General features: G+C 73.7%; 21 protein-coding genes and 1 pseudogene. 17 read left to right on the top strand and 5 right to left on the bottom strand.

Translation table 11 applies throughout. The annotated features are described in order from the left end of the window. Nucleotides 1-141 precede the first annotated feature (141 nt). Entirely contained in the window at nt 142-1,764 is a 1,623-nt protein-coding gene (locus ACFRAR_RS34485; RefSeq protein WP_380703559.1) for a glycosyltransferase family 87 protein, read from the top strand. Between the two features lie 10 nt (nt 1,765-1,774). On the opposite strand, the gene ACFRAR_RS34480 is transcribed toward ACFRAR_RS34485, so the two are convergent. From ACFRAR_RS34480 to ACFRAR_RS34470, 3 genes are all read right to left on the bottom strand, one after another. Further along, nucleotides 1,775-2,809 (bottom strand): alanine racemase, encoded by a 1,035-nt coding sequence (locus ACFRAR_RS34480; protein WP_380703557.1) that lies wholly within the window; start codon nt 2,807-2,809, stop codon nt 1,775-1,777. Nucleotides 2,810-2,822: 13 nt separating this feature from the next. Further along, nucleotides 2,823-3,941, bottom strand: coding sequence for a lipid II:glycine glycyltransferase FemX (locus ACFRAR_RS34475; protein ID WP_380703555.1), 1,119 nt, complete (start codon nt 3,939-3,941; stop codon nt 2,823-2,825). Between the two features lie 168 nt (nt 3,942-4,109). After that, nucleotides 4,110-4,409 (bottom strand): hypothetical protein, encoded by a 300-nt coding sequence (locus ACFRAR_RS34470; protein ID WP_380703553.1) that lies wholly within the window; start codon nt 4,407-4,409, stop codon nt 4,110-4,112. 318 nt (nt 4,410-4,727) lie between these two features. Here ACFRAR_RS34470 and rpsF point away from each other — a divergent pair, with 318 nt between their 5' ends. From rpsF to rplI, 4 genes are all read left to right on the top strand, one after another. Beyond that, entirely contained in the window at nt 4,728-5,018 is a 291-nt protein-coding gene (rpsF, locus tag ACFRAR_RS34465; protein ID WP_030233085.1) for a 30S ribosomal protein S6, read from the top strand. 96 nt (nt 5,019-5,114) lie between these two features. Continuing rightward, nucleotides 5,115-5,723: a single-stranded DNA-binding protein gene (locus tag ACFRAR_RS34460; protein WP_380703551.1), complete on the top strand. Its 609-nt coding sequence runs from the start codon at nt 5,115-5,117 to the stop codon at nt 5,721-5,723. Between the two features lie 79 nt (nt 5,724-5,802). Next, the gene (gene rpsR / locus ACFRAR_RS34455; protein ID WP_030059640.1) at nt 5,803-6,039 is read left to right on the top strand and encodes a 30S ribosomal protein S18; all 237 of its coding nucleotides are present in this window, start codon (nt 5,803-5,805) and stop codon (nt 6,037-6,039) included. Between the two features lie 17 nt (nt 6,040-6,056). Further along, on the top strand, nt 6,057-6,503 hold the full coding sequence (gene rplI / locus ACFRAR_RS34450; protein WP_030278278.1) for a 50S ribosomal protein L9: 447 nt from the start codon (nt 6,057-6,059) through the stop codon (nt 6,501-6,503). 102 nt (nt 6,504-6,605) lie between these two features. On the opposite strand, the gene ACFRAR_RS34445 is transcribed toward rplI, so the two are convergent. Continuing rightward, on the bottom strand, nt 6,606-7,943 hold the full coding sequence (locus ACFRAR_RS34445; RefSeq protein ID WP_380703548.1) for an MATE family efflux transporter: 1,338 nt from the start codon (nt 7,941-7,943) through the stop codon (nt 6,606-6,608). Nucleotides 7,944-8,522: 579 nt separating this feature from the next. On the opposite strand from ACFRAR_RS34445, the gene dnaB reads away from it, so the two are divergent. Then, nucleotides 8,523-10,049, top strand: coding sequence for a replicative DNA helicase (gene dnaB / locus ACFRAR_RS34440; RefSeq protein ID WP_380703561.1), 1,527 nt, complete (start codon nt 8,523-8,525; stop codon nt 10,047-10,049). A gap of 48 nt (nt 10,050-10,097) precedes the next feature. Here the strand turns inward: dnaB and manA are convergent, their stop codons facing one another. Then, nucleotides 10,098-11,276, bottom strand: a complete 1,179-nt coding sequence (manA, locus tag ACFRAR_RS34435) for a mannose-6-phosphate isomerase, class I (protein ID WP_380703546.1) — start codon at nt 11,274-11,276, stop codon at nt 10,098-10,100. A gap of 335 nt (nt 11,277-11,611) precedes the next feature. On the opposite strand from manA, the gene ACFRAR_RS34430 reads away from it, so the two are divergent. From ACFRAR_RS34430 to ACFRAR_RS34380, 11 genes and pseudogenes are all read left to right on the top strand, one after another. Then, nucleotides 11,612-12,379 carry a polyprenol monophosphomannose synthase gene (locus tag ACFRAR_RS34430; protein WP_380703544.1) on the top strand — a complete coding sequence of 256 codons (768 nt, stop codon included), beginning with the start codon at nt 11,612-11,614 and terminating at the stop codon, nt 12,377-12,379. 189 nt (nt 12,380-12,568) lie between these two features. Beyond that, nucleotides 12,569-13,591, top strand: a complete 1,023-nt coding sequence (locus ACFRAR_RS34425; RefSeq protein WP_380703542.1) for an MBL fold metallo-hydrolase — start codon at nt 12,569-12,571, stop codon at nt 13,589-13,591. Between the two features lie 20 nt (nt 13,592-13,611). Further along, on the top strand, nt 13,612-14,193 hold the full coding sequence (locus tag ACFRAR_RS34420) for a molybdenum cofactor guanylyltransferase (RefSeq protein ID WP_380703540.1): 582 nt from the start codon (nt 13,612-13,614) through the stop codon (nt 14,191-14,193). Nucleotides 14,194-14,284: 91 nt separating this feature from the next. After that, nucleotides 14,285-14,566, top strand: a pseudogene (locus ACFRAR_RS34415) (DUF6457 domain-containing protein); the annotation flags it as partial. After that, the gene (locus ACFRAR_RS34410) at nt 14,563-15,771 is read left to right on the top strand and encodes a molybdopterin molybdotransferase MoeA (RefSeq protein ID WP_380703538.1); all 1,209 of its coding nucleotides are present in this window, start codon (nt 14,563-14,565) and stop codon (nt 15,769-15,771) included. The pseudogene ACFRAR_RS34415 and the gene ACFRAR_RS34410, both read left to right, overlap by 4 nt. Next, nucleotides 15,768-16,829, top strand: coding sequence for a potassium channel family protein (locus tag ACFRAR_RS34405; RefSeq protein WP_380703536.1), 1,062 nt, complete (start codon nt 15,768-15,770; stop codon nt 16,827-16,829). The genes ACFRAR_RS34410 and ACFRAR_RS34405 overlap by 4 nt, the downstream gene beginning before the upstream one ends. Before the next feature lie 41 nt (nt 16,830-16,870). Beyond that, nucleotides 16,871-17,848, top strand: a complete 978-nt coding sequence (locus tag ACFRAR_RS34400) for an NAD(P)H-quinone oxidoreductase (protein WP_380703534.1) — start codon at nt 16,871-16,873, stop codon at nt 17,846-17,848. Between the two features lie 149 nt (nt 17,849-17,997). After that, complete coding sequence (locus tag ACFRAR_RS34395) at nt 17,998-18,813, top strand: hypothetical protein (RefSeq protein ID WP_380703532.1); 816 nt, start codon at nt 17,998-18,000, stop codon at nt 18,811-18,813. A gap of 182 nt (nt 18,814-18,995) precedes the next feature. Continuing rightward, nucleotides 18,996-19,604 (top strand): bacterial proteasome activator family protein, encoded by a 609-nt coding sequence (locus tag ACFRAR_RS34390; RefSeq protein ID WP_380703530.1) that lies wholly within the window; start codon nt 18,996-18,998, stop codon nt 19,602-19,604. 380 nt (nt 19,605-19,984) lie between these two features. Then, on the top strand, nt 19,985-21,463 hold the full coding sequence (locus ACFRAR_RS34385; protein ID WP_380703528.1) for a protein kinase: 1,479 nt from the start codon (nt 19,985-19,987) through the stop codon (nt 21,461-21,463). 112 nt (nt 21,464-21,575) lie between these two features. Further along, on the top strand, nt 21,576-23,309 hold the full coding sequence (locus tag ACFRAR_RS34380) for a protein kinase (protein ID WP_380703526.1): 1,734 nt from the start codon (nt 21,576-21,578) through the stop codon (nt 23,307-23,309). The last annotated feature ends 69 nt before the right edge of the window (nt 23,310-23,378 follow it).

Genomic DNA, 23,378 nt, shown 5'->3' with positions numbered 1-23,378 from the left:
GCCCTGGGGCGTGTGCGTCGGACACGCCCCAGGGCGTTGGGGCGGTTTCGTCATGATTGGCGAACCCGCCCGCCGTCCGGGGAGTGGACCGTTGCGGGGTCCTCCTCGTCCCGGCGGGATCGGTGCGGCAGGATGTCCGGCATGACGTCGAGCGATCGTGACGAAACCGCCGGCCCGGTCGGTTCCGGTGCCGCCGCCGCAGGGCCCACCCCGGCAGCCGTCGTTACGGCCGCGCCACCGGCCGACACCGTGGTCGTCCCGGCCGACGAGGACCCGGTGGCGGCGGCCGGCAGCGAGGTGATCGGCGGGCCGCCCGGACGCCGGGCGCTGCTGGGCGTCTCCTGGTGGATCCCGGCGCGCTTCCTGGCCCTCGCGGTGATCGTGGTGTCGGTCCTCGGCATGGTGCAGAAGCTCCCCTGCTACGAGCAGGCCTGGTTCCAGCCGGGCTCCCCGCAGTACGTCCACGCCTGCTACAGCGACGTCCCGCACCTGTTCACCGGGCGCGGCTTCGCGGCCGGGCTGCACCCGTACGTGGACCGCGTCCCGGGCTCCTCGGGTGACCTCCAGTACCTCGAGTACCCGGTGCTGACCGGACTGTTCATGCAGGTCGCGGCCTGGCTGACGCCCGGCGGCGGGACCCAGCAGACCCAGGAGCAGTGGTTCTGGGCGATCAACGCCGGAATGCTGATGGCCTGCGCGGTGGTCGCCGTGGTGGCCCTCTCGCGCACCCACCGGCGCCGCCCGTGGGACGCCCTGCTGTTCGCGCTCTCGCCCGTCCTGCTGCTCAACGGCACCGTCAACTGGGACCTGCTCGCGGTCGCCCTGGCCGCCGTGGCGATGGCCTGGTGGTCGGGCTCCCGGCCGGGCTGGGCCGGCGTCTTCATCGGCCTGGCCACCGCGGCCAAGCTCTATCCGGTGCTGCTGCTCGGCCCGCTGCTGGTGCTCTGCTGGCGGGCCGGCCGGTGGCGCGAGTTCCGGCTGGCGCTGGGCGGGGCGGTCGGCGCCTGGCTGGTGGTCAACCTGCCGATCATGGTGGCCAACTGGCAGGGCTGGTCGACCTTCTACGTGTTCAGCAAGCACCGCGGCGAGGACTACGGCTCGTTCTGGCTGATCCTGATGCAGCGCCGCGGCGCCGCGCTGGAGAACCTCGACGTCTACATCGGCGTGCTGATGGTGCTGGGCTGTCTGGCCATCGCCTGGCTCGGCTTCTCGGCCCCGCGCCGGCCGCGCTTCGCCCAGCTGGCCTTCCTGGTGGTCGCGCTGTTCGTGCTGGCCAACAAGGTGTACTCGCCGCAGTACGCGCTCTGGCTGCTGCCGTTCGCGGTGCTCGCCCGGCCGCGCTGGCGGGACTTCCTCATCTGGCAGGCCTGCGAGGTGCTCTACACCCTGGGCATCTGGTCCCACCTGGGCTTCGTCACCGGCTCCAAGCAGCACGGGCTCAGCGAGGGCTGGTACCACTTCGCGATCGGGCTGCACCTGGTGGGCACGCTCTACCTGGTCGTCGTGGTGGTCCGCGACGCCCTCCACCCGGACCGCGACCCGGTCCGCTGGGACGGCAGCGACGACCCCTCCGGAGGGGTGCTGGACCACGCCCCGGACGTGGCCGTGCTGGGCACCGCCCGCAGGCTGCGCGAGGAGGAGAGCTACGCCGAGTACGCGCCGGCCGGCCCCGAGCAGTGGCTGGACGAGCCGGAACTGCCGGAGCCGGCCGGCCCGCCGGCAGAGCACCGGCAGCAGGCCGAGGAGCCGGGCCCGCGCGGGTGACCGGGGACGGTCAGCGGTCCACCACGCGGTCGAAGTGCGTGGTGGTGTGACGGACCTGGAGGCCGAGCTCGTCGCCGATCACCGGGGGCTTGGTCTCCCCGTCCAGGAACAGCAGCGAGACCTGCATGTGCGGCGGCTCGGCGAACCACAGCTGCTTGCCGGACCAGTGGAACGGCGACTTGGTCTTGTTGACGGTCGCCAGCCCGGCCCGGGCGATGCCCTTGGCCCGCGCCCCCATGCTCTGGAGGTACTTGGGCGCCTCCAGGCCGATGCCGTGGGCGGTGCCGCCGGCGACCACCAGGATGTGGCCGTCGGAGGGCGCCGGGTGCTGGCGGTAGCCGTAGCGGTCGCCCTTCTTCACCGGGGTGACGTCCAGGACGGTGGCCCGGACCTCCAGCGCGGCGTGGTCGCCCAGCCAGAGCCGGGTGCCGATCCGGGCCCGGAAGACCGTCTGCGGGTAGCGCTGGGTCAGCTGCTCCATGCCGGCCGCGCCGAGGTGGCTGACGAACACGGTGTGCACCGGGATGCCGGCCGCCCGGGCGGTGTCCACCCAGTACACGACCTCGTCGACCGGGTCGGAGCCGTCCGGCCGGTCCATCGGCAGGTGCAGCGCCAGGCCCTCGAAGCTGACGTCCTCCAGCTCGGTGGCGACGGTGCGCAGCTCCTCGGCGCTCACGCCGTGCCGGCGCATGGTGGTCATGCACTCCAGCACCACCCGGGCGCCGTGCAGCGCCCGCAGCGCGTCCACGCGGGCCACCGTCCGGATCACCCGGGCGTGCGGCAGCGGCAGCGCCTCCTCGCCGACCCGGTACGGGGTGAGCACCAGCAGCTCACCGCCGTACCACTCGGCGGCGTCGGCCGCCTCGTACGCGGTACCGACGGCGAGCACCCCGGTGCCCAGCAGCGTCGCCTCCTCGGCCAGCCGGTGGTTGCCCAGGCCGTAGCCGTTCCCCTTGGCGACCGGCACCAGACCGGGGAACTCGGCGAGGACGGAGCGCTGGTGGGTGCGCCAGCGTTCGGTGTCGAGGTAGAGCGACAGCGTCATCGGGGCAGCCTCCTCAGCGGCGGGACATGTAGAGGTCGAGGGCCTTGTGCAGCAGCTTGTTGAGCGGGAAGTCCCACTCGCCGAGGTACTCGGCCGCCTGGCCGCCGGTGCCGACCTTGAACTGGATCAGACCGAACAGGTGGTCGTCCTCGTCCAGGGTGTCACTGATGCCGCGCAGGTCGTACACCCCGCCGCCGAGGGCGTAGGAGTCGCGCATCATCCGCCACTGGATGGCGTTGGAGGGCTTGACCTCGCGCTTGTGGTTGGCCGAGGCGCCGTAGGAGTACCAGACGTGCTCGCCGACCACCAGCATCGTGGTGGCGGCCAGCGGCTCGCCCTCGTGGTACGCGATGTAGAGCCGCATGCGGTTCGGGTCCTCGGCCACGAGGGCCTTCCACATCCGCTGGAAGTAGGACAGCGGGCGCGGGGTGAACTTGTCGCGCTCGGCGGTGACCAGGTAGAGCTGGTGGAAGATCGGCAGCTCGTCGTAGCCGCCCTGGAAGACCTCGACGCCGCTCTTCTCGGCCTTCTTGATGTTGCGGCGCCAGAGCTGGTTGAAGCCCTTCTGGATGTCGTCCAGCGAGCGGTTGGCCAGCGGCACCTGGAAGACGTAGCGGGGCTGGACGTCGCCGAAGCCGGCGCCGCCGTCGTCACCCTGGAGCCAGCCGGCCTTGCGCAGCCGGTCGGCCACCTCGAAGGCCCGCGCCTCGTACCAGTCGGCCTCGACGTCGCGCAGCCGCTTGGCCTGCTTGGCGGCGATGGCCTCCTTGATGGTGGGGGCGTTCCAGCGGCGGATGACCACCGGCGGGCCCATCTTCACCGAGAACGCGCCCTGCGACTTGAGGTGCGCCAGCATCGGGGAGAGCCAGCGGTCGAGGTCGCGGTCGAACCAGTCGATGACCGGGCCCTCGGGCAGGTAGGCGAGGTAGCGCTTGAGCTTCGGGAGCTGGCGGTAGAGCACCAGGCCGGCGCCGACGAGCTGGTTCTGGTCGTCGAACCAGCCGATCGACTCGGAACGCCACTCGGCCTTCACGTCACCCCATGACGGCACCTGCATGTGGCTGGCCGAGGCACGGCTCCTGATGAAGGCGAGGTGCTCCTCGCGGGTGATCGTCCTCAGGCGCAGGCTCATTGCTCGGTGCTCCTCGTCGGTCGGGCTGCGGTGGCCCCAGGTTCTCGGGCTGACCCTACCGTCCGGGGCCCGGGCGCCCGGCGCGCCGGGCACGACGGCGCCCCCGTCGGGCGGCTGTCTCCTCAGCAGACACGCGGCGGGGGCGCCGGGGGTTCCTGGGGCGGGCGCTCAGCCCCAGAGGCCGCCGCGGGCGATGCCGAGGTAGAAGCCGATGGCGGCGGCGCCGAGCGTGATCATCAGGACGAAGCGTTCGGCGGTGGTGACCGAGACGAACATGCCCCACAGGCCGGTGACGATCCCGAACAGACCGGTCCACGAGGTCAGCAGGTGCAGGTTGTGGAAGAACGAGGTGGTGAAGGCGATCACACCCAGCAGGGCGGTGATGCCCACCAGGGTGTTCTCGCGGGGGTGCGGGTGGCCGTCGGTGTTCAGGGTGAGCGCGGGCATGTGGTGGACGGACTGGGCCATGACTCCCACCTCCTGGCGTGGAGACGAACGGGCAGGAATCCCGTTCCGTCCAGATTGCGGCGGTTGGGCCGGTCTCACAACCCCTATGCGTTTTGTTCGTCCGTCCGGGTGCAGGTAGGCTGTGCCGTCTGCACTGGTGTAGTTGTGCCCCCTTGCACCCTCTTCCGGGCGACACCCGATCCGGGTGGTGCGGGGCCGACTGTCCGACCCGGCCGCTACGGTGGGCCGGAGTCGGTAGCGCACCGGTGCCGACGCTACGCACAACCCTCCTGCCACGGAGAGACCGTGGCCGCTGAGTCCAAAGGAGGTGGGTTACCCATGCGTCACTACGAGGTGATGGTCATCCTCGACCCCTCGGTCGAGGAGCGCGCTGTCTCCCCCCTGATCGAGAACTTCCTCACTGTCGTCCGCAACGGCGGCGGCAAGGTGGAGAAGGTCGACACCTGGGGTCGTCGCCGTCTGGCTTACGAGATCAACAAGCAGTCCGAGGGCATCTACTCGGTCATCGACCTGAAGGCCACGCCTGAGGTCGTCAAGGAGCTCGACCGCCAGATGGGCCTGAGCGAGTCGGTTCTGCGGACCAAGGTCCTGCGCCCGGACACCCACTGAGCCACCTCTGAGGCCTTCGGGTCTCGGGTAGCTCGCGTCCGCTGTTTCACGTGAAACAGCGGTGAACGGACATCTTCCCGAGAGGTCATCACCACCATGGCAGGCGAGACCGTCATCACCCTCGTCGGCAATCTCGTCGACGACCCCGAGCTGCGCTTCACCCCGTCGGGTGCGGCGGTCGCGAAGTTCCGCATCGCGTCCACCCCCCGCACCTTCGACCGTCAGACGAACGAGTGGAAGGACGGCGAGAGCCTCTTCCTCACGTGCAACGTCTGGCGGCAGCCGGCGGAGAACGTGGCCGAGTCGCTGCAGCGCGGCATGCGCGTCATCGTGCAGGGCCGACTGCGCCAGCGGTCTTACGAGACCAAGGAAGGCGAGAAGCGGACGGTCTTCGAGGTCGAGGTCGACGAGGTCGGCCCGAGCCTGCGCTCGGCGACCGCCAAGGTCACCCGGGCCAACCGGTCCGGCGGTCCCGGTGGCGGCTTCGGCGGCCAGCAGGGCGGCGGCCAGGGCGGTAGCTGGGGCGGCCAGCAGAGTGGTGGCCAGCAGGGCGGCGGCAGCTGGGGTGGAAACTCCGGCGGCGGCCAGTCCGGCCCCTCCGACGACCCCTGGGCCTCCAGCGCCCCGTCCGGTGGAAACCAGGGCGGCGGCTGGGGTGCCCCGTCCGGCGGTGGCGGCGGCTACTCGGAAGAGCCCCCGTTCTAAGAGCTGACAGATTTCGTGCGGCCCGGCCGCCGGCGTCCCCGGACGCCCGCCGGGCCGTGAACCCCAAATGGAGCACACAATGGCGAAGCCGCCTGCTCGCAAGCCGAAGAAGAAGGTTTGCGTCTTCTGCAAGGACAAGGTCAACTACGTTGACTACAAGGACACGAACCTGCTGCGGAAGTACATCTCCGACCGCGGAAAGATCCGTGCCCGTCGGGTGACCGGCAACTGCACCCAGCACCAGCGTGACGTCGCCACGGCCGTGAAGAACAGCCGTGAGATGGCGCTGCTGCCCTACACCAGCACCGCGCGCTAAGAGAGGGTGACCGAGTAATGAAGATCATCCTCACGCACGAGGTGCCGGGTCTCGGCTCCGCCGGCGAGGTCGTCGAGGTCAAGGACGGCTACGCCCGCAACTACCTGGTCCCGCGTGGCTACGCCATCCGCTGGACCAAGGGCGGTCAGAAGGACGTCGACGCCATCCGTCGCGCCCGCAAGATCCACGAGATCCAGACCCTGGACGCCGCCAACGACGTCAAGGGCAAGCTCGAGGGCGTCCAGGTCAAGCTGGCCGTCCGCTCGGGCGACGCCGGCCGTCTGTTCGGCTCGGTGACCCAGGCCGACGTCGTCGAGGCCATCAAGGCCGCCGGCGGCCCGGCTGTGGACAAGCGCGCCGTCGCGATCGCCTCGCCGATCAAGACCGTGGGCACCCACAAGGTCTCGGTCAAGCTGCACTCGGACGTCGTGGCCAACCTCGACGTCGCCGTCGTGGCTGCCTGAGCTCCGTAGCTCCAAGGCCTGAGGGCCGGACTCCTCCGGGAGTCCGGCCCTCGGTCGTTCCCGGGCGGCCCCCGGTCGTTCCCGGGCGGCCCCTGGGGCGCCTCAGCCGCGCACCGCTCCGGTGACCAGCCACTTGCCGCCCCGGGCGCGCCAGGCCAGGAAGCCGGCCCGGAGCAGCATGAACAGGTTCATCGCCCACCAGAGCCCGGCCAGTCCGGTGCCGGTGGCCGGAACCGCGAGGGCCACCGGGACGAACACCGCCAGGGTCGCCAGCCCGGCCCAGGCCAGGTACGGGCCGTCCCCGGCGCCCATCAGCACGCCGTCCAGCACGAAGACCAGGCCGGCCACCGGCTGGGTGAGCGCGAGCAGCAGCAGGGCGGTGTCCAGCTGGGCCCGGACCGAGGGGTCGGGTGTGAACAGCGGGACGTACAGCGGGCGGGCGACCACCACCAGCAGGCCGAGCACCAGCCCGGAGACGACGCCCCACTCGACCATCCGCCGGGTGGCGGCGCGGGCCCCCGGGACGTCCGAGGCGCCCAGGCAGCGGCCGATGATGGCCTGGCCGGCGATCGCGATGGCGTCCAGCGCGAACGCCAGGAAGTTGAACAGCACCATGGCGATCTGGTGGGCGGCCACCTGGTCGTCGCCGATCCGGGCGGCCACCGCGGTGGCGGTCATCAGCACCGCGCGCAGGCTGATCGTCCGGACCAGCAGCGGGCCGCCGGCCTTCGCGCAGGCCCGGATGCCCGCCGCGTCCGGCCGCAGCGAGGCCCGCTCCCGGCGGGCGCCGCGGACCACCACGACCAGGTAGGCGGCGGCCATCCCGGTCTGGGCCAGCACGGTGCCCCAGGCGGAGCCGGCCACCCCGAGCCCGGCGCCGTACACCAGGCCGACGTTCAGGCCGATGTTGGCGGCGAAGCCCGCGACCGCCACCACCAGCGGCGTGCGGGTGTCCTGGAGGCCGCGCAGCACCCCGGTGGCGGCCAGCACCACGAGCATCGCCGGGATGCCCAGGGAGCTGATCCGCAGGTACGTCACGGCGTGCGGCGCGGCGGTCGCCGAGGCGCCCAGCGCGTCGGCCACCCAGGGGGCCAGCAGCAGGGTGAGGAGGACCACCGGGACGGCCAGGCCCAGGGCGAGCCAGATGCCGTCGATGCCCTGCTGGACGGCGCCCCGGCGGTCCCCGGCGCCGATCCGGCGGGCGACCGCCGCGGTGGTGGCGTAGGCGAGGAAGACGAACACGCCGGTCGCGGTGGAGAGCGCGGCGGAGGCGACGCCCACCCCGGCCAGCTGGGGGGTGCCGAGGTGGCCGACGATCGCCGAGTCGGCCATCAGGAAGAGGGGTTCGGCGACCAGCGCGCCGAAGGCCGGGACGGCCAGGGCGAGGATCTCCCGGTCGTGCCGGCGGCGGGAGGCCGGGGTGGGGGACGAGGCGGTCATGGGCTCCAGGCTACTCATCCACAGGTAATGGATGTAAGTGGCAGATGCCTATTACTCGAAACTCTGAGCGACGCGGTTCGCCCGCTCTGTGCCCACAGCCGTTCGGAGGCGTGTGAAGAATTTCTCATGCACAGGCCCGGGAAGTGGTAATCCCAGGTCAGCAGGTTGACGGTGGATCGATCGTCCGGTTATCCACAGGGACGTCCACAGGGGTGTCCACAGCTTTGCGGCAGTTCTCCACAGGCCAGGGCCGTTCATCCACACCCCCTGTGGATAACCGTCTTGGCGCAACGGCGTCCGGCGCCTTAGCGTGGGCCCCTCCGCCCGACACTCCCACCGCCCCGGCGTCCGATTTGTCGGGGCCGTGGCGTACAAAGAGGAGCGGATCCGCTCCATCCAGCCACCGGCAAGGCCCGCTCCAACTTCGCACCACTCGCTGATCGGGGAACACGCGTGACCGGCCCCCAGTACGACGACCACGACGCCCCGCCGCCGGAGGACGACTGGCAGAACGCCGAGGATCCCTTCCCGGCCGGCGCCTTCGACGACGCACCCTTCCCGGACGGCCCCGGTGACCGGCTGCCGGTCTCGCGCGGCCGTGCCGAGGGGCGCCAGGACGGTGGCCGCGAGGGCTTCCAGAAGCGCGACGGTTTCCAGAAGGGTGACGGCTTCCAGAAGGACGGCTTCCAGAAGGGCGGCTTCCGGAAGGACGGCAAGGGCGGTCGGTCGGAGGGCGGCTGGCAGCGCCGGGACGAGGACGGCGGCGACGGCGGCGCGGACGGCTTCGAGCGCGTCCCCCCGCAGGACCTGGACGCAGAGAAGTCCGTCCTCGGCGGCATGCTGCTCTCCAAGGACGCCATCGCCGACGTGGTCGAGGTGCTCAAGCCGGCCGACTACTACCGGCCCGCGCACGAGATGATCCACGGCGCGATCCTCGACCTCTACGCCCGCGGCGAGCCGGCCGACCCGATCACCGTGGCCGGCGAGCTGACCAAGCGCGGCGAGCTCCAGCGCGTCGGCGGCGCCTCCTACCTGCACACCCTGGTCAACTCCGTCCCGACCGCGGCCAACGCCGAGTACTACGCCCAGATCGTCAACGAGCGCGCGGTGCTGCGCCGGCTGGTCGAGGCGGGCACCCGGATCGCCGGCATGGGCTACGCGGCCGAGGGCGACGTGGACGAGATCGTCAACGCCGCCCAGGCACAGATCTACGCCGTCACCGAGCAGCGCACCAACGAGGACTACGCGCCGCTCGCCGACATCATGGAGGGCGCCCTCGACGAGATCGAGGCGATCGGCTCCCGCCAGGGCCAGATGTCCGGCGTGCCGACCGGCTTCGCCGACTTCGACGCGCTCACCAACGGGCTGCACCCCGGTCAGATGATCGTCATCGCGGCCCGCCCCGCGATGGGCAAGTCCACCCTCGCGCTGGACTTCGCGCGGGCCTGCTCGATCCACCACAAGCTGCCGAGCGTGATCTTCTCGCTCGAAATGGGCCGCAACGAGATCGCCATGCGCCTGCTCTCCGCCGAGGCCCGGGTGGCGCTGCACCACATGCGCTCCGGGAACATGACGGACGACGACTGGACCCGGGTCGCCCGCCGGATGCCCGACGTCAGCGAGGCGCCGCTGTTCATCGACGACTCGCCGAACCTGTCGATGATGGAGATCCGCGCCAAGTGCCGCCGGCTCAAGCAGCGCAACGACATCAAGCTGATCGTCATCGACTACCTCCAGCTGATGCAGTCCGGCGGCTCCCGCCGGGCCGAGAACCGCCAGCAGGAGGTCTCGGACATGTCCCGTAATCTCAAGCTGCTGGCCAAGGAGCTGGAAGTCCCGGTCATCGCGCTCTCCCAGCTGAACCGTGGCCCCGAGCAACGCACCGACAAGCGGCCGATGGTCTCCGACCTCCGCGAGTCCGGCTCGATCGAGCAGGACGCCGACATGGTCATCCTGCTGCACCGCGAGGACGCCTACGAGAAGGAGTCCCCGCGTGCGGGCGAGGCCGACCTGATCGTCGCCAAGCACCGAAACGGTCCGACCGCGACCATCACGGTGGCCTTCCAGGGCCACTACTCGCGCTTCGTCGACATGACCCGGGACTAGCTAGGCCCTGTCCGGGACCCCGGGCCCCGGCTCCGGGCCCCGGGGACGTCAGACGGTGACCGTGGCGCGGAAGAGCGTGCCGCCGGTGCCGGAGAGCCGGGTCGGGGTGCCCGTGGCGGGGAGGAAGGCGGACTGGCCGCGGGCCAGGTCCAGCACGGTGCCGTCGGCGGCGGTGAGCCGGGCGGTGCCCCGGGTGCAGAGCAGGATCTGCGGGGTGCGGCCGTCGATCTCGCGCTCGACGCCGTCCAGCGCGAAGTGGGAGAGCCGGAACTCGTCGATCGGGACGGGGTAGAGCTCCTCGCCCGCGGTGCCCTCGACCGCGGCCGGGCGCACCGGCTCGGGGGTGCCGGCCTCGAAGACCACGACCTCCAGCAGCTCCGGAACGTCGATGTGCTTCGGGGTGAGGCCGGCCCGCAGCACGTTGTCGGAGTTGGCCTGGAGCTCGACGCAGACGCCGGACAGGTAGGCGTGCGGCACCCCGGCACCCAGGTAGAGCGCCTCGCCGGCCCGCAGTCGGAAGTGGTTGAGCAGCATGCCCGCGACCACGCCGCGGTCGTCCGGGAAGTCCTTGGCGATCCGGGCGTACGGCTCGTACTCCCCGTCGGGATCGGTGAGCGCCAGCACCTCGACGGTGCGCCGGACGGTCTCCTCGTCCAGCGAGAGGGCGGCGGTCAGGGCGCCGCGCAGCGCCTCGGACTCTCCCCCGGCCGTCAGCCGGTCGATCACCGGGGCGAGCCCGGGCACCGCGAGCCCGGTCAGCAGCCGGGCCGCCTCGGCGGGCCGGCGGAAGCCGCAGAGGCCCTCGAACTCGCCCAGTGCGCAGACCATTTCGGGCTTGTGGTTGGCGTCGCGGTAGTTCCGCTCGGGGGCGTCCAGCGGGATGCCGAGGGCGTTCTCGGCGGCGAAGCCGGCCCGGGCCTGGGCCAGCGTCGGGTGGGCCTGGATCGACAGCGGGATGCCCGCGGCGAGGACCTTGAAGAGGAACGGCAGGGTCGGTCCGAACCTGGCCACGCTCGCGGCGCCCAGCTCGCCCTCGGGGTCGGCCGCGATCAGCTCGTCCAGCCGGTGCGGGCCCGCGCCGCGGTCGGCGCGCGACGGGGCGCCGGGGTGGGCGCCCATCCACAGCTCGGCCTGCGGTTCACCGGTCGGCCGCTGCCCGAGCAGCTCGGGCAGGGCGGTGAGCGACCCCCAGGCGTACGGGCGGACGGTGTTGACGAGCCTGTCCATGCGCGCGGTCCTACTCCTTCGCTGTCTGGGCGGCCCCGGACGTCCCGAGTCCGGAGCGCCGGGCCGGCCCGGCGGTGCGGGCGGTCCGGGCACGGGCAAGGGAACGACCCTAGCCGAACGGTGTCACCCAAGGGGAAACGGTGGGCATCCAGTGGGAGTGCCATGGCCGGAGCGCCGGTTCCCGGTGCGGTAGTAGGATGCCAGGACGCAGTAGCCTCCGCCCTGCGCGCAGTTGTCCGCCGAGGTGATCCCCGGCAGGCTGCCGGTGGAGCCGCGTTCCAGAGTGCGGGCGACGGTGTTCCGAGACCCCCCGTCATCGGCCGAGAGGTTTGTACGTGACCGTGAACCAGCAGAGTTTTGCTGATCTCGGCAAGGTCCTGGTGATCATCCCGACCTACAACGAGGCGGAGAACGTCGAGCGGATCGTCGGCCGGGTCCGCGCCGCCGTGCCCGAGGTGCACGTGCTGGTCGCCGACGACAACAGCCCCGACGGCACCGGTGACCTGGCCGACAAGCTGGCCGCCGAGGACCCGCAGGTCCACGTGATGCACCGCAAGGGCAAGGAGGGCCTCGGCGCCGCCTACCTCGCGGGCTTCCGCTGGGGCATCGACAACGGCTACGACGTCCTGGTCGAGATGGACGCGGACGGTTCGCACCAGCCCGAGGAGCTGGACCGGCTGCTGGGCGCGCTGCACGGCGCCGATCTGGTGCTGGGCTCGCGCTGGGTGCCGGGCGGCCGGGTGGTGAACTGGCCGAAGTCGCGGCTGCTGCTCTCCCGCGGCGGCTCGACCTACTCGCGGCTGATGCTGGGCGTGCCGATCCGGGACGTCACCGGCGGCTACCGGGCGTTCCGCAAGGAGACCCTGCTGGGCCTGGGCATGGACGAGGTCGCCTCGGCCGGGTACTGCTTCCAGGTCGACCTGGCCTGGCGCACGGTGAAGGCCGGGTTCAAGGTCGCCGAGGTGCCGATCACCTTCGTCGAGCGCGAGCTGGGCGCCTCCAAGATGAGCCGCAGCATCGTGGTCGAGGCGCTGTGGCGGGTGACCACCTGGGGCGTCACCGACCGGCTGGCCCGGCTGCGCCGGGGCGCCGCGAAGCGCTGACCGGGCCGTCCGAGCCCTCCGAGGGGCCCGTCCGCCGAACCGGCGGGCGGGTCCCTCGCCCGTCCGGGGCACGGTGTGACGTGAGCCGGAACGCGTGCCGCGCCGGGCGCGCCTCCCGCGCAATCGGACACCGGTACTCCCATGCTGTAGGGCGCAGGTAATCAGACCGCCGACCAGAGGGAGCAGCCCGTGACGTCGTCCCCGTTCGAGGAGAGCGCCGGCGCGGAGCGTGCCCAGCACCGGCCGGGCGTCCCCGGTGGGCCCGCCGAGGCCGCCGGGCCGGTGGCGGGTGCCGTGCCGAACGAGGGCGCCGAGCCGGCCCGGCCGCTGGAGACCGCCGTCTTCACCGGCCCCGAGTCGGCCTTCTTCGCCACCTCCACCCTGATCATGGGCGAGCGGACCGCGATCCTGGTGGACGCCCAGCTGACCCGCAGCGCCGGGCGCCAGCTGGCCGAGTGGGTCGCGGGCAAGGGCCGGCGCCTGCTCGCCGTCGTGGTCACCCACCAGCACCCGGACCACTACTTCGGCGCCGAGGAGGTGCTGCGGCTCTTCCCCGACGCGCAGCTGCTGGCCGCCCCGGCCGTGGTCGAGGCGATCCGGCGCACCGTCGCCGCCAAGGTCGCCCAGTGGAAGCCGGTGTACGGGGACGACATCCCGGACCACCCGCTGATCCCGGCCCCGCTGCTGCCGCAGCCGCTGATGCTGGACCGCCAGGTGATCCCCGTGCTGCTGCTCGGCCAGGCCGACTGCGGGGACTCCACGGTCGTCCACGTGCCGAGCATCCGCACCGTGATCGCCGGGGACTTCGTCGCCAACGGCACCCACCTGTGGACCGCCGACACCACCCCGGCCCAGCGCACCACCTGGGGGCACAACCTCGGCCGGATCGCCGACCTCGGCGCGGACCGGGTGATCGCCGGCCACCGGGCCCCGGACCAGGGCGACGACGCCGCCCGGGTGCTGGGCTTCACCGGCGAGTACCTCCAGGACTTCGACCGGCTGCTGGCCGAGCACCCGGACGACTCGGAGGCGCTGGTCACGGCGATGAACGAGCGGTACGGGGAGCTGACCCTGCCGGCCTTCCTGTCGCTGGGCGCGACCGCCAACACCACCCGCGCGGCCGAGTCGGAGCCCCAGCCGGAGTCCGGGTCGGAGTCCCAGCCGGAGCCCGGGTCGGAGCCCGGGGCCGAGGGGGAGCCCGAGGCGCGGTAGCGCGGGCGGATACTGGCCGCATGACGCCGTACGACGCGATCGTCCCGGCGGGCGGGGCCGCCCGGCGCCTCGGCGGGGCCGACAAGCCCGGCCTGACCATCGGCGGGACCACCCTGCTCGACCGGGTGCTCGCCGCCTGCGAGGGCGCCCGGACCACCGTCGTGGTCGGCCCGGCCCGGCCCACCGTGCGGGCCGGAGTCCGCTGGACCAGGGAGCGTCCGCCCGGCGGCGGGCCGGTCGCCGCCGTCGCGGCCGGGCTCGACCTCGTCACCGCGGACACCGTGCTGCTGCTCGCCGCCGACCTGCCGTTCCTGAACCGGCGGACGGTGGAACGGCTGGTCACCGCCCTCGACGAGGCCGGCACGCACGGGGACGCCGCCGTCCTGGTCGACGCGGGCGGCCGCGACCAGCCGCTCGCCGCCGCCTACCGGACCGCCGCGCTGCGCACCGCGCTGGCCGCGCTCGGCGACCCGGCGGGCCAGTCGCTGCGGCGCTTCCTCGGCGGACTGAGCGGGCCGCGGGTGGCCGACACCGACCAGGTCGCCTACGACTGCGACACCTGGGAGGACCTGGAACAGGCCCGCGAACGCGACCGGCGGTGAGCCTGCCACGGGCCCGCACCGCCACCCTCACCGGCGTGTGAGCGAAACGACGCGCGCCGCACACGGGGCCAACACCTCGGGGAAACCACCCATCGGGCAGCATGGGCGCATGGAGCGCACGCTGGATGACTGGATCGCCGAGGTCAAGGCCGACCTGGGGATCGACCTGGACGTGGACGTCCGTGGTCTGCTCGACGCGGCCCGGGTGGTCGCGCACGGAGTGGCCAGGCCGGCCGCGCCGCTGACCGCCTTCCTGGTCGGCTACGCGGCCGCCCAGCGGGGCGGCGGGGCGGAGGCCGTCGCCGAGGCGACCCGGCGGACCGAGGCCCTCGCCGAGCGCTGGGGCGCCGCCGGCGCGCCGGGCGAGTCGTGAGCGCGGTCGGGCAGACCACCGTGGCCGCACCGTCCACCGCTCCCGCCCTGCTGAGCTGGCCCCGGGCCCGGGAGGCCGCCCGCCGGGCCGGGCTGCGCCCGCTGCCCGGGGTCGGCGTCCCGCTGGCCGAGGCGCTCGGCCACACCCTCGCCGAGCCGCTCGGCGCGCTGACCGACCTGCCGGCCTTCGACACCTCCGCGATGGACGGCTGGGCGGTGGCCGGTCCCGGTCCCTGGCGGGTCACCGGGCGGGTGCTGGCCGGCGGGGCCGAGCCGGCGCCGCTGGCCGACGGCACCGCCGTGGAGACCGCCACCGGCGCCCAGCTGCCGCCCGGCGCCACCGCCGTGCTGCGCCGTGAGCACGGCCGGCCGGACGGCACGCTGCTGCACGACCGCGGCCCGCGGCCGCTGACCACCGGCCAGGACGTCCGTCCGCGCGGCCAGGAGTGCCGCCGGGGCGAGGAGCTGCTGCCGTCCGGTACGCCGGTGGGCCCGGCCGTGCTCGGTCTGGCCGCCGCCAGCGGCCACGACCGGCTGACGGTGCACCGGCGCCCGGAGGTCGGACTGCTGGTCCTGGGCGACGAGTTGCGCACCACCGGCGTCCCCGGGCCGGGCCTGGTCCGGGACGCGCTCGGGCCGCTGCTGCCGCCCTGGCTGCGGGCGGTCGGCGCGGACCCGGCCGAAGTCCGGTACGTCCGGGACGACTTCGCGCTGCTCCGGGACGCGCTGCGGCACTCCGCCGACGACCTCGTCGTCACCACCGGCGGCACGGCCGCCGGGCCGGTCGACTTCCTGCACCGGGCGCTCGCCGAGGCCGGCGCCCGGCTGCTGGTGGACGGCGTCGCCGTCCGGCCCGGGCACCCGATGCTGCTCGCCGAACTCCCCGGCGGCCGCCACCTGGTGGGCCTGCCGGGCAACCCGCTGGCCGCCGTCGCCGGGATGGTCACCCTCGTCCTGCCGCTGCTGCACGCCCGCGCCGGCCGGCCGGCCGGCGCCCCCGTCCTCGCGCCCGCCGCGGCGGCGCTGCCCGGGCACCGGACGGACACCCGGCTCCAGCCGGTCCGGCGGACGGCCGGGGGCGTCGTACCGCTGGCCTTCGACGGGCCGGCGATGCTGCGCGGGCTCGCCCGGGCCGAGGCGCTGGCGGTGGTGCCGCCCGGCGGGGCGGCGGCGGGGGAACCGGTCGAACTGCTGGAGGTGCCGTGAACCGTCTGAAGCGCAACCTGGCGCCCGGCACCGAACCATGGGCGGACGCCGGGATCGTGCTGCCCGCCCGGCGGGCCGATCCCGCCGTCCGGCAGGTCGGCTCCCGGCTGCTGCTGGCGCTCGCCGTGCTGGTCGCCACCACGCTGATCGTGTACGTCGACCGGGAGGGCTACAACGACAACGCCGGCGGCGGGCTCAGCTTCCTGGACGCGGCGTACTACGCCACCGTGACGCTCTCCACCACCGGGTACGGCGACATCACCCCGTTCAGCGACAGCGCCCGGCTCACCAACATCTTCGTGGTCACCCCGCTGCGCGTGGTGTTCCTGATCATCCTGGTCGGCACCACCCTGGAGGTGCTCACCGAACGGACCCGCCTGCAATGGCGGTTGAACCGCTGGAGGTCCACCGTGCGCGAGCACACCGTCGTCATCGGCTACGGGACGAAGGGCCGCAGCGCCGTCGACACCCTGCTCGGACAGGGGGTGAAGAAGGAGGAGATCGTCGTCGTCGACCCGCAGCGCAAGGTGATCGACCACGCCGCGCGGGACGGCCTGGTCGGGGTGGTCGGCGACGCCACCCGCACCGACACCCTGATCCGCGCCGCGCTGCCCAACGCCGCGCGGGTGGTGGTCGCGCCGGAGCGGGACGACACCGCGGTACTGATCACGCTGACGGCGCGCCAGTTGAACAAGGCCGCCACCGTGGTCGCCGCCGTCCGGGAGGACGAGAACGCGCCGCTGCTGCGGCAGAGCGGCGCCGACGTGGTGGTCACCAGCTCCAGTTCGGCCGGGCGGCTGCTCGGGCTGTCGATGCTCAGCCCGCACGCCGGGGCGGTGATGGAGGACCTGCTGACGTACGGCAACGGGCTGGACGTGGTGGAGCGCCCGGTCACCCGGGCCGAGGCCGGGCACAGCCCGCGCGACTGCGCGGACCTGGTGGTCGCGGTGGTCCGGGGCCGTCGGGTGCTCAACTACACCGAGCCGGAGGCCGCGGTGCTCCAGCTCACCGACCGGGTGATCGTCATCAAGTCCAGCGGAGTCACCCCGACCGGTTGAGCCGCGCCCGCGAGCGCCCTGACCCGCAGTAGGTTCGGGGCATGCATGCGATGACGATTCCCGTACCCGGCGGTCCCGAGGCACTGGTCTGGGCCGAGGTGCCCGACCCGGTGCCCGGCGAGGGCGAGGTCCTCGTGGAGGTGGCGGCCACCGCCGTCAACCGGGCCGACCTGCTCCAGCGGCAGGGCTTCTACAACCCGCCGCCCGGCGCCTCGCCCCATCCGGGGCTGGAGTGCGCCGGGCGGATCGTCGCGCTCGGGCCCGGGGTGTCCGGCTGGGCGGTCGGCGACGAGGTGTGCGCGCTGCTGGCCGGCGGCGGCTACGCGCAGCTGGTCGCGGTGCCGACCGGGCAGCTGCTGCCGCGGCCCGCCGGGCTGTCCGCCGAGCAGGCCGCGGCGCTGCCGGAGGTCGCCTGCACGGTGTGGTCCAACGTCTTCCTCACCGCCCACCTGCGGCCCGGCGAGACGGTGCTGCTGCACGGCGGCGCGAGCGGGATCGGGACCATGGCGATCCAGCTGGCCAAGGCGGTCGGCGCCCGGGTCGCGGTGACCGCGGGCGGTCCGGAGAAGCTGGCGCGCTGCGCCGAGCTGGGCGCGGACATCCTGATCGACTACCGCGAGCAGGACTTCGTCGAGGCGCTCCGGGAGGCCACCGGCGGGGCCGGGGCGGACGTGATCCTGGACATCATGGGCGCCAAGTACCTCCAGCGGAACGTGGACGCGCTGGCGGTCAACGGGCGACTGGTGATCATCGGGCTCCAGGGCGGGGTGAAGGGCGAACTCGACCTCAACACGCTGCTGCGCAAGCGCGCGGCGGTGATCGCCACCAACCTGCGCGGGCGCCCGCTGGCCGAGAAGGCGGCGATCGTGGCGGCGGTGCGGGAGCACGTGTGGCCGCTGGTCGAGTCCGGGGTGGTGAAGCCGGTGGTGGACCGGGTGCTGCCGCTGGCCGAGGTGGCCGAGGCGCACCGGGTGCTGGAGCGCGGGGAGCAGGTCGGGAAGGTCGTGCTGCGGGCCTGAGCGCCCGGGCCCGGGGGCCGGGGCGGTGGCACGGAAGGGCGTGGAGCGTCCGACATGCCGTGACGGCCGGGGCGTGCGAGCCTGGTCCGGAGCAGTCCCGCCGCCGATCCCGCCCCCGGGCGCCGTCGGCCGTCGGAAGGACTCCGACCGTGGCCGCATCACCGCACGCGTTCCTCGGGCCGCTGCCCGCCGCGCCGCACCGCCGTCGTACCCCCCGTCGCACCCCCCGTCGTACCCCCCGTCGCGCCGCTCCGGGCCGCGCCCGGCGGCTGCTGGCGGCGGCAGTGCTGGGGCTCGCGCTTCCGCTGGCCGCCGCTTCGGCGGCGGTGGCGCTGCCCTCGACGGCGGCGTTCCCGGTGCCGAGGGCCTTCCCGGTGCCGGGGGCGGGGGCGAGTGCCGATCCGGGTGCCGGGCCGGGCGCGGAGGCCGACTCCGGGAGTGCCATCGACCCTGGGAGTGCCGCCGACCCCGGGAGCGACGACGAGTCGGATTCCCGGCCGGCGGACGGGCGGCCGTGGCGGTCGGCGCCGCATCCCTACCCGGGCGGTGACTTCCCGCGGGTCCACCGCCACCGCCCGGCCTCGCTGCCCGAGCGCTCCGACGCCGCCGTGGCGCAGGCCCCCGGGCAAGCGCCGGAGCAGGCGCCCGAGCAGGCCCCGGACCAGGCGCCCGAGCAGGCCCCGGACCAGGGCGTCGACGCCGACCAGCCGGAGAGCGGCGGCGAGGCAGCGGACGCCGGGGCCCCCGGCGAGGCCGCCGTTCCGGCCCCGGCGGCTCCGGACCCGGCCGCTCCGGACACCCCCGCGGCACCCGTCGGACAGCCGGTGGCGGCCGCCGCCCCGGTGCCCGTGCTCTTCCCCGCCCACTGGCAGGACGCCTCCACCACCCAGCTCCCGCTGGGCGTCGGTCTGGGGCTGATCGGCGTCGGTCTGGGGCTGATCGGCCTGCGGCTGCGCAAGGGCTGAGCCGCGGTGCGCCCGGCGCGGCCCGCCCCTGACCCCGCCGTCCGGCCGTGGAGATCCGGTGTGGGTCCGGGAGCGGTTCCGGGCGGGGAGCCGGGGGCAGGCTTCCGTCAGGGGGTGTCGCAGGGCGGCGGGACGACCGGGGGCTTCCGCCCGACCAACCCCAGTGAGAGAGAATGTGGTTCATGACGAATCCGATGAACGAGCGCCCGTCGCAGGAGCCCTTCCGGGCCACCGGCGGGCAGTCGCAGGACGGCCAGAAGGTGCTGATCGTCGGACCGGACGGGCTGCCCGTGGGCCAGGGGTTCGCCGGCGCGGCAGGGGGCGGGGACGACGAGGACGACGTACCGCGTGAACTCCCGGTGACCGAGATGGTCGAGCAGCCGGCGAAGGTCATGCGGATCGGCAGCATGATCAAGCAGCTGCTGGAGGAGGTCCGGGCGGCGCCCCTCGACGAGGCGAGCCGGGTGCGGCTGAAGGACATCCACGCCAGCTCCATCAAGGAACTCGAACTCGGGCTGGCCCCGGAGCTGGTCGCCGAGCTGGAGCGGCTGTCGCTGCCGTTCACCGACGACACGATCCCGACCGAGGCCGAGCTGCGGATCGCCCAGGCCCAGCTGGTCGGCTGGCTGGAGGGCCTGTTCCACGGCATCCAGACCGCCCTGTTCGCGCAGCAGATGGCGGCGCGGGCCCAGCTGGAGCAGATGCGCCGGGCGCTGCCGCCCGGTCTGCACAGCGGTGAGGCGGACGAGGAGGATCCGGGCCGCGGCGTCCGCTCCGGCCCCTACCTGTAACCGCACCTACCTGTAACCGCCCCTACCTGTAACCACACCCGCCCGTAACCGCACCCGGCGGTGCCCGCCGGTGGGTACGTCCGGTCCGCGCGGAGCGCCGTCGGACCGGACGTACCACGACGGTCCCCGCCCGGTCCGGGCCGCCGCGGCCGGGCCCGGCGCTCCCGTTCCGGGACCGGGGCCGGAGCGGACCTGGACCGATCACCGTCGGCACGAGCCGATACCCTGACCCCTGTCGTCGGCCGGTGGAACCCGCCGCGACGGGCCCGCCGGGCCAGCGGGCCGGGCCCACCACGCACGGAGCCGGGCCCACCACGCACGGACGAGACCGAACGTCAGGCTGCGGCGAGCACGGCCGCGCCGAGGGGGAGCAGAGGACCATGAGCGAGCACGGCAACGCGGCGGTCGAGGGCTTCTCCCTGGGCAACGGCCGCTATGTGCTGCAGCGGCTGCTGGGCGAGGGCGGCATGGCCTCCGTGCACCTCGCCCACGACCGGGTGCTGGACCGGCAGGTCGCGCTGAAGAGCATGCACAGCGAGCTGGGCCGGGACGACTCGTTCAAGGAGCGCTTCCGCCGCGAGGCCCAGGCGGTGGCCCGGCTGGAGCACCCCAACATCGTCACGGTGTACGACAGCGGCGAGGACGTCGCCCCGGACGGCTCCAGCACGCCGTACATCGTCATGCAGCTGATCGACGGCATGGGCCTGCGCGAGTCGATCAACGAGGCGATCGGCCAGTACGGCGCGATGCCGACCGAGCAGGCCCTGCGGGTCACCGTCGGTGTGCTGAACGCGCTGGAGGCCTCGCACGACATGGGCCTGGTGCACCGCGACATCAAGCCCGGCAACGTCATGTTCGACCGCAAGGGCAACGTCAAGGTGATGGACTTCGGCATCGCCCGCGCGTTGGAATCCGGCGTCACGTCGATGACGCAGACCGGCATGGTGGTCGGCACCCCGCAGTACCTCTCGCCGGAGCAGGCGCTCGGCAAGCCGGTGGACGCCCGCTCCGACCTGTACTCGGTCGGCGTGATGCTCTTCGAGATGCTCACCGGGCAGCTGGTCTTCGACGGCGACTCGGCGTTCTCGATCGCCTACAAGCACGTCCAGGAGGAGCCTCCGGCCCCCTCCGCCCTCAACCGCTCGGTCACCCCCGAGGTGGACGCCTTCGTCGCCCAGGCGCTGCGCAAGGACCCGGCGCACCGGTTCCAGAGCGCGGCGGCGATGCGCGACGAGGCGGAGCGGCTGATCGCGGCGGCCAGGAACGGCGGCAGCGGGCACAAGCTGGAGGCCAGCACCCCGCTGGTGATCAACGAGGGCCCGCGCTCGGTGCACGCCGCCCCGCAGACGCCGCAGCCGCAGGCGCCGCACACCCCGCACCCCCACGCGCAGTACGGGCAAGGGGGGCTCCAGCAGACCCCGCAGCCGCAGTACCAGACCCCGCCGCCGGCCTACCGGACGCCGCAGCCCCACGCGCAGTACGGGCAAGGGGGGCTCCAGCAGACCCCGCAGCCGCAGTACCAGACCCCGCCGCCGGCCTACCGGACGCCGCAGCCCCAGCCGCAGGTGCCGCACCCCCACGCGCAGTACGGACAAGGGGGGCACCAGCAGGGCGCGCACACCCCGCCGCCGCAGCCGATGCCGCCGTACCAGCAGCCGAAGGCGTCGACCGGCGGCGGTTGCTCCACGGCGGTGGTGGTGGTCGGGATCATCGTCGGCGTGCTGGTGCTCGCGGGCATCATCATCGCGATCGTGGTCGATCGCGCCCAGCAGAAGACGACGGGCAAGGTCGGCCACGCGGAGCGCCCCGCGAACGTGCTGGTCGTCGACCTCGCGGCCGACCGCGACGGCCTGCTCTGACGACTTCCGACCGGTTCCGGGGTACCACGGTCGTCCGTCGGAAGCGGTAGCGTTCGGGGATACGTAAGCGACAGGGCACCGCGATCCGAGCGAACGCCCGGGGCGAGGAGCGATGGCACAGACGCAGCAGCCGGACGAAGAGGCGGGTGCCCGAGCGGTCGGCCGGACCGGCGGGACGCCGAGGATCCCCGAGCCCGGCAGCGAGGCCGCGACCTCGGCACTGCCGCCGGTCGCCGGCGGCCCGCACACTCCGGGCCGCGGCACCGTCGTACCGCTGAGCACCGTCGGCGACGGCCGTTACCGGCTGACCCACCGGCTCGGGCGCGGCGGCATGGCCGAGGTGTTCGCCGCCGAGGACGTGCGGCTCGGCCGCACCGTCGCGGTCAAGCTGCTGCGCGGCGAGCTGGCCCAGGACGACGTCGCCCGGCTGCGCTTCACCCGTGAGGCCCACGCCGTCGCGGCGCTCAACCACCACTCGATCGTCGCGGTCTACGACACCGGCGAGGAGTACGTCGGGGACGAGTCCACGCCGTACATCGTGATGGAACTGGTCGAGGGCCGCACCGTCCGCGAGCTGTTGGCGGACGAGGAAGCGCCGCCGGTCGACCAGGCGCTGATCATCATCGCCGGGGTGCTGGAGGCGCTCGCCTACAGCCACCGCAACGGCATCGTCCACCGCGACATCAAGCCCGCCAACGTGTCCATCACCAACGCGGGCGCGGTCAAGGTGATGGACTTCGGCATCGCCCGGGCGCTGACCGGCGGGGCCACCACGATGACCCAGACCGGCATGGTCATGGGCACCCCGCAGTACCTCTCGCCCGAGCAGGCGCTCGGCAAGCCGGTCGACCACCGCTCCGACCTGTACGCGGCCGGCTGCATGCTCTACGAACTGCTCACGCTGCGCCCGCCGTTCACCGGCGACACCCCGCTCTCGGTGGTCTACCAGCACGTCCAGGACCCGCCGGTGCCGCCCTCGCAGGTCAACGGCCGGGTGCCGGCCGGGCTCGACCCGCTGGTGCTGCGCTCGCTCGCCAAGAACCCGGACGACCGCTTCCAGGACGCCGACGAGTTCCGCGCCCACGTGCAGCACGCGCTGCGCGAGATGCACGGCGCGGCCGGGGCCGGCTGGGTCGGCGGGGCCGCGGGCGACACCGGCGCGACCCAGGTGCTCCGGCCGGACCAGGCGGCGACCACGGCGTTCGGCGCGGTCCGCCCGGGCGACCAGACGTCCGTGCTGCCCTACTCGACGGGCGGCCCGCAGGCGCCCGTCTCGCCCTACCTGGCGGCCGGCGGCCCGTACGGCGGTGACGGCGCGGTCGAGGACGGCGGGGACGCCGGCGGGCGGCGCGGGCCGTGGGCCTGGGTGGCCGGCGCGGTCGCCGTGCTGGTCGCGGCCGGTGCGGGCATCGCGTTCGCGCTCGGCGGCTTCGGCGACAAGACCCAGGAGGTGAACCCGACGCCGCCTCCGGCGGTCAGCACCACCGAGCCGTCCGCGCCGGCGGCCCAGAGCGGCCTGCCGAGCCCGCCGGCCTCGGTCTCCGGCAGCAAGAAGCCGCAGCAGCAGCCGACCGACCCCGGCAGCACCGGGAACAACACCTGGAACAACGGCAACAACATGTCGCCGTCGCCGACTTCGGGCCGGCACTCGCAGAGCCCGACGCCGACCGAGTCCGCGAGCCACACGCCGACCGGGAACTCGACGGGGAGCGCGAGCGGCGGGGCGTCGCCCGGGGGGAACGGCAATGGCAACGGCAACGGCACCGGGCTGCCGAACCCGCTGCCGACCAAGTCCGTCCCGGTGACCGCGCCGGCCTCGGCGCCGGCGCCGTTCGGCAACGGCTGACCGACGGGAGAACCGACCGGGCGGGGGGGGGGGGGGGGGATACGCCGGGGCCCCGCGCGCGGGGGGGGC

It is taken from the genome of Kitasatospora sp. NPDC056651 (genome assembly GCF_042792155.1).
Taxonomy (GTDB): Bacteria; Actinomycetota; Actinomycetes; order Streptomycetales; family Streptomycetaceae; genus Kitasatospora.
This window is presented reverse-complemented; position numbering and strand designations above follow the sequence as displayed.

What these genes read in the sequence shown, in the direction of transcription:
- ACFRAR_RS34485 (WP_380703559.1), top strand. Translation starts at nt 142, where the DNA reads ATGACGTCGAGCGATCGTGACGAAACCGCCGGCCCGGTCGGTTCCGGT.
- rplI (WP_030278278.1), top strand. Translation starts at nt 6,057, where the DNA reads ATGAAGATCATCCTCACGCACGAGGTGCCGGGTCTCGGCTCCGCCGGC.
- rpsF (WP_030233085.1), top strand. Translation starts at nt 4,728, where the DNA reads ATGCGTCACTACGAGGTGATGGTCATCCTCGACCCCTCGGTCGAGGAG.
- ACFRAR_RS34460 (WP_380703551.1), top strand. Translation starts at nt 5,115, where the DNA reads ATGGCAGGCGAGACCGTCATCACCCTCGTCGGCAATCTCGTCGACGAC.
- ACFRAR_RS34420 (WP_380703540.1), top strand. Translation starts at nt 13,612, where the DNA reads ATGACGCCGTACGACGCGATCGTCCCGGCGGGCGGGGCCGCCCGGCGC.
- manA (WP_380703546.1), bottom strand. Translation starts at nt 11,276, where the DNA reads ATGGACAGGCTCGTCAACACCGTCCGCCCGTACGCCTGGGGGTCGCTC.
- ACFRAR_RS34385 (WP_380703528.1), top strand. Translation starts at nt 19,985, where the DNA reads ATGAGCGAGCACGGCAACGCGGCGGTCGAGGGCTTCTCCCTGGGCAAC.
- rpsR (WP_030059640.1), top strand. Translation starts at nt 5,803, where the DNA reads ATGGCGAAGCCGCCTGCTCGCAAGCCGAAGAAGAAGGTTTGCGTCTTC.
- ACFRAR_RS34480 (WP_380703557.1), bottom strand. Translation starts at nt 2,809, where the DNA reads ATGACGCTGTCGCTCTACCTCGACACCGAACGCTGGCGCACCCACCAG.
- ACFRAR_RS34380 (WP_380703526.1), top strand. Translation starts at nt 21,576, where the DNA reads ATGGCACAGACGCAGCAGCCGGACGAAGAGGCGGGTGCCCGAGCGGTC.
- ACFRAR_RS34445 (WP_380703548.1), bottom strand. Translation starts at nt 7,943, where the DNA reads ATGACCGCCTCGTCCCCCACCCCGGCCTCCCGCCGCCGGCACGACCGG.
- ACFRAR_RS34390 (WP_380703530.1), top strand. Translation starts at nt 18,996, where the DNA reads ATGACGAATCCGATGAACGAGCGCCCGTCGCAGGAGCCCTTCCGGGCC.
- ACFRAR_RS34475 (WP_380703555.1), bottom strand. Translation starts at nt 3,941, where the DNA reads ATGAGCCTGCGCCTGAGGACGATCACCCGCGAGGAGCACCTCGCCTTC.
- ACFRAR_RS34470 (WP_380703553.1), bottom strand. Translation starts at nt 4,409, where the DNA reads ATGGCCCAGTCCGTCCACCACATGCCCGCGCTCACCCTGAACACCGAC.
- ACFRAR_RS34400 (WP_380703534.1), top strand. Translation starts at nt 16,871, where the DNA reads ATGCATGCGATGACGATTCCCGTACCCGGCGGTCCCGAGGCACTGGTC.